The organism is Vibrio sp. SG41-7 (assembly GCF_014164465.1).
Classification (GTDB): domain Bacteria; phylum Pseudomonadota; class Gammaproteobacteria; order Enterobacterales; family Vibrionaceae; genus Vibrio; species Vibrio splendidus.
On the sequence record NZ_JACJFF010000220.1, the window covers coordinates 1 to 3,815 of the forward strand.

Annotated in this window: 5 protein-coding genes; 2 read left to right on the plus strand and 3 right to left on the minus strand. The window is 46.4% G+C overall.

What is annotated here, in order from left to right:
- Positions 1 to 63 precede the first annotated feature (63 nt).
- The 3 genes from H5300_RS25830 to H5300_RS25840 are packed head-to-tail and all read right to left on the minus strand — an operon-like array spanning position 64 to position 2,363.
- The gene (locus H5300_RS25830; protein ID WP_182797272.1) at positions 64 to 999 is read right to left on the minus strand and encodes a bifunctional GNAT family N-acetyltransferase/hotdog fold thioesterase; all 936 of its coding nucleotides are present in this window, start codon (positions 997 to 999) and stop codon (positions 64 to 66) included.
- A gap of 16 nt (positions 1,000 to 1,015) precedes the next feature.
- Complete coding sequence (dtd, locus tag H5300_RS25835) at positions 1,016 to 1,450, minus strand: D-aminoacyl-tRNA deacylase (protein ID WP_004735590.1); 435 nt, start codon at positions 1,448 to 1,450, stop codon at positions 1,016 to 1,018.
- The gene (locus tag H5300_RS25840; protein ID WP_017086963.1) at positions 1,422 to 2,363 is read right to left on the minus strand and encodes a virulence factor BrkB family protein; all 942 of its coding nucleotides are present in this window, start codon (positions 2,361 to 2,363) and stop codon (positions 1,422 to 1,424) included. Before H5300_RS25840 ends, dtd begins: the two co-directional genes overlap by 29 nt.
- 42 nt (positions 2,364 to 2,405) lie before the next feature.
- Here H5300_RS25840 and H5300_RS25845 point away from each other — a divergent pair, with 42 nt between their 5' ends.
- Together H5300_RS25845 and H5300_RS25850 are read left to right on the plus strand one after the other, a co-directional pair.
- Positions 2,406 to 3,047: a DUF2959 domain-containing protein gene (locus H5300_RS25845; RefSeq protein ID WP_017079335.1), complete on the plus strand. Its 642-nt coding sequence runs from the start codon at positions 2,406 to 2,408 to the stop codon at positions 3,045 to 3,047.
- A gap of 20 nt (positions 3,048 to 3,067) precedes the next feature.
- Complete coding sequence (locus H5300_RS25850; protein WP_182797273.1) at positions 3,068 to 3,598, plus strand: AAA family ATPase; 531 nt, start codon at positions 3,068 to 3,070, stop codon at positions 3,596 to 3,598.
- Positions 3,599 to 3,815 lie beyond the last annotated feature (217 nt).

The window sequence follows — 3,815 nt, forward strand, 5'->3', positions numbered from 1 at the left end:
CGCCTTGTATATGTATCTGTATCTGTATCTTTAGCTGTATCTGTATCTGTTAGGCAGTGTCAGCTATACGCTTACATTAGAGTCTGTTGATAATCGCTTTTTGTAGTCAGGGATCAGCATATAGGTTCCCGTAAACTCAACCGCTTCCACATCGCCACTGTTAATGGTCACATGAATGATGATGCGAGCTTTTCTGCCAGACGCGAGGCGATCTAAATCGCCACTGATCCCATCCAATGACGTAGATGCGACTGGGTTTTGCTCGACTGGGTGACGATAACGAATATTACTGTCTGCCAGTACGATATCACCGGTCAGCCCACGTTCTTTCATCAATAGCCAAGTCATTCCCCAACCCGTTAGAGTCGCCAAGGTAAAAGCTGAGCCAGCAAACATGGTGTTATGAGGGTTAAGGTTGGGATTCAACTGAGCGCTACACTCAAACTGATAACCCGTGTATTGGTTAATCTTGATGCCCATTTTGTCACTGATCGGGATCTGATTTTCCCAACGCTGCTGAAGCTCATTACACCATTCTGGTTTGCGCAGTACATCAGCCATTGGATCAAGAGGTTTCACCATCTGTTGGTGACGCACAGGGCCGCGTTGATCGTTAATTTCACCACGACGTTCAAACTCATTCTTCTCATAGAATGAGATCGCATCTTCACGTGCATTACACACCAAACGCTTCGCCCCCTCTTGACGAGCCAGTGACTCTAGCGCAACCAAGATAAGTGAGCCCATGCCTTTACTTTGGCGAGATTTCTTCACCGCCATATAGCGAATCTGCCCCTCTAGATCTGGGGTGATATAGAGACGACCAATCGCCATCGAGCGACCTCGACCATCGACAATCATGCGATGGTGACTCATGGCATCGTATTCATCGCGCTCTGAACCTACCGGCATTCGCCAAGGTTCACGGAGCATCTGCCAGCGAAAATGGTAATACTTGTTCAGCTGATTTTCGGTGGTCGGTGTTATGAGTTTAAACATGCTTATTCCTTTAAGCCTAAACCTGCAGCCAGAATGTTACTGGGCCATCATTAACCAAAGACACTTTCATGTCGGCTGCGAATCGGCCACGTTCCGTTGGCAACACTGATTCACACTGGTCAGAGAAATAGTTGTAAAGACGCTCTGCATCTTCTGGGTGAGCACCACGAGAAAATCCTGCTCGTGTGCCTTTCTTGGTATCAGCTGGCAGAGTGAATTGAGAAACCACTAATACCTTACCTTCTACCTGCTTTACATTGAGATTCATTTTATCGTCTTCATCTCCAAAGACACGATAAGTGGTCACTCGTTCCATCAAACGTTTGGCTTTGGCTTCGTCATCACCTTTTTCTACGCCTAACAGAACCAATAAGCCTTGCTCAATTTCACCCACTACTTCGCCATCAACACGGACGGCAGCTTCACTTACTCTCTGGATCAGTGCTATCACTGTTGTTTCCTTGCTCTGTGATTTTTTCTTTATCCGACGAGTGTACCATTTCTTGAGAGTCACTCCACTGTTCCTGCTCGCCCAACGCGGCCGTCACCTCAGCACCCACCAACACAATCAACCAGCACAAATACACCCAGACAAAAAGAATGGGAATCGCCGCTAATGCGCCATAAATCAATTGGTAAGAAGGGAATTGAGTAATGTAAGCCGCGAAGCCTTTCTTACTGAGTTCGAACAACAAAGCCGCAACCAGAGAGCCCGCTGCCGCATGAGAAAAGTGTATCTTTTTGTTGGGAACCAACAGATACAGACCGAAAAACGCAAAGAATGAGGTAATCAAAGGGAGCTTGCGAATCACGGTATTAAAGGCACTCGACACGACTTCGTTTTGTAACAAGTTCAATGATGTCACATACGACGTTGCAGCAATGCTCGCCCCAATCAAAATAGGTCCAAGCGTTAGCACCATCCAATACATTGAAAAGGACAATACGGCCCGACGCTTTTCTGTTACTCGCCAGATGTAGTTAAGGTTCTTATCGATGTTGGAGATCAGCATCAATGCCGCAATGAATAAGAACACACTGCCCACCGCTGTCATTTTGCCGGTATTGGCAACGAACTCGAGTAGAGCACCATGCACCGCATCTCCAGATGCTGGAACAAAGTTGGTAATAACGAAGTTTTGAATCACTAGGCCAACATCAGCAAAGACTGAAAATGACGATAAGATAGAGAGCAAAACCGTCAACATCGGTACGATCGAGAGCAAAGTAATGTACGCCAAGTAACCCGCATTCACATTGACCCTATCGTGCGTCATTCGCGCCAAAAGATAGCGGGAAAACTGAATGCTCCCTGTGACTGCGTTTTTTATCTTCAACTTGTAACTCCCTGGTAACTCGTTCATAGTCCTAATTAATATTCCTTTATTTAACTATAGGAAACTAGGATGCCTTATTTAATAGTTATAGTCCTCTCTATTTTTACTCTTACTGGATGCCAATCAGCTTATTACTCCGCCATGGAGCAAGTGGGTTACCACAAGCGTGACATTATGGTCGATAGAGTGGAAGACGCTAAAGAGTCGCAGCAGGATGCTCAGGAAGAGTTTACTAGCGCACTTGAAGCCTTGAGTAGCCTGACGAACTTCAGTGGCGGCGACCTTGAAGATATGTACAACCAAATCAACGATAAATACCAAGACAGCGAGAAAGCCGCACAAAATGTCAGTGATCGCATTGCTGCGATTGAAGACGTGTCAGATGCGCTGTTTGCAGAGTGGCAGAGCGAATTAGACCTCTACACCAGTGCTTCACTGCGCCGTTCGAGTGAACAAAAACTGCGAGAAACCCAATCGTCTTACAAGACCATGCTTTCAGCAATGAAACGCGCTGAGAAGAAAATGGACCCGGTACTCAACACCCTTCGCGACAATACGCTTTATCTAAAGCATAACCTCAATGCGAGTGCTGTCGGTTCGTTGCAGGGCGAATTTATGAGCTTAGAAAAAGACATCGCCTACGCGATAGAACAGATGAATGCTGCAATAGCAGAATCGGATAAGTTCCTAGCTCAGCTGAACCAGAAGTAGCGCTACAGATAAAGAACACGATGCAACCTATCATTATTACTGGCGGCCCCGGAGCCGGGAAGACAACACTGATTAATGCCTTGGGTGACATGGGTTACCCAACCTTCGCTGAGTCCCCTCGCCAGTTAATAGAACAGCAGAGCCAACTTGAGAACGGTATCTTACCTTGGTTCGACCTACCGGGCTTTGCTCGCCTGTGTCTCACTGTCATGAATGAACAAAAGGAACAGGCCAACCAGCATCCGGTTGCGTTTCTCGATCGCGCCATTCCAGATATCTGCGGTTACTTAACTCAGGCGAACCTTGAGATTGACGAAATCTACCGAGAAGCTAGCCAAGGCTATCACTCACAAGCCTTGTTCTGTCGCCCTGATGCATCGATTTACGTACAAGATGATGTGAGGCCTTATCCGTTTGAAGAGGCATTAGAGATTCACCACGCGTTGGTCAGAATCTATCAAGAGCTTGGGTATGAGATTGTCGAGGTGCCATTTATGTCAGTCGAAGAACGGGCTCTATTTGTTAAAAGCCACCTTGGTATCAAAAGCTAGATCCCCACTCGGTCGTCCCTCCCTCTTGAGGATGACGAATACTTAAATGCTCTTCGTATCTCGCATCTCGTTTACCCGCATCTAAACAAACTTCCGTCATATATGGACCCACCCAGTTTGCAAGTAATTTTACACGTTTGGTAATAGAGTCATTGCCTTCATATATTCGGCCTATTTATTGAGCACATTATTATTGTGTTCATGGCCCTGATGTAAT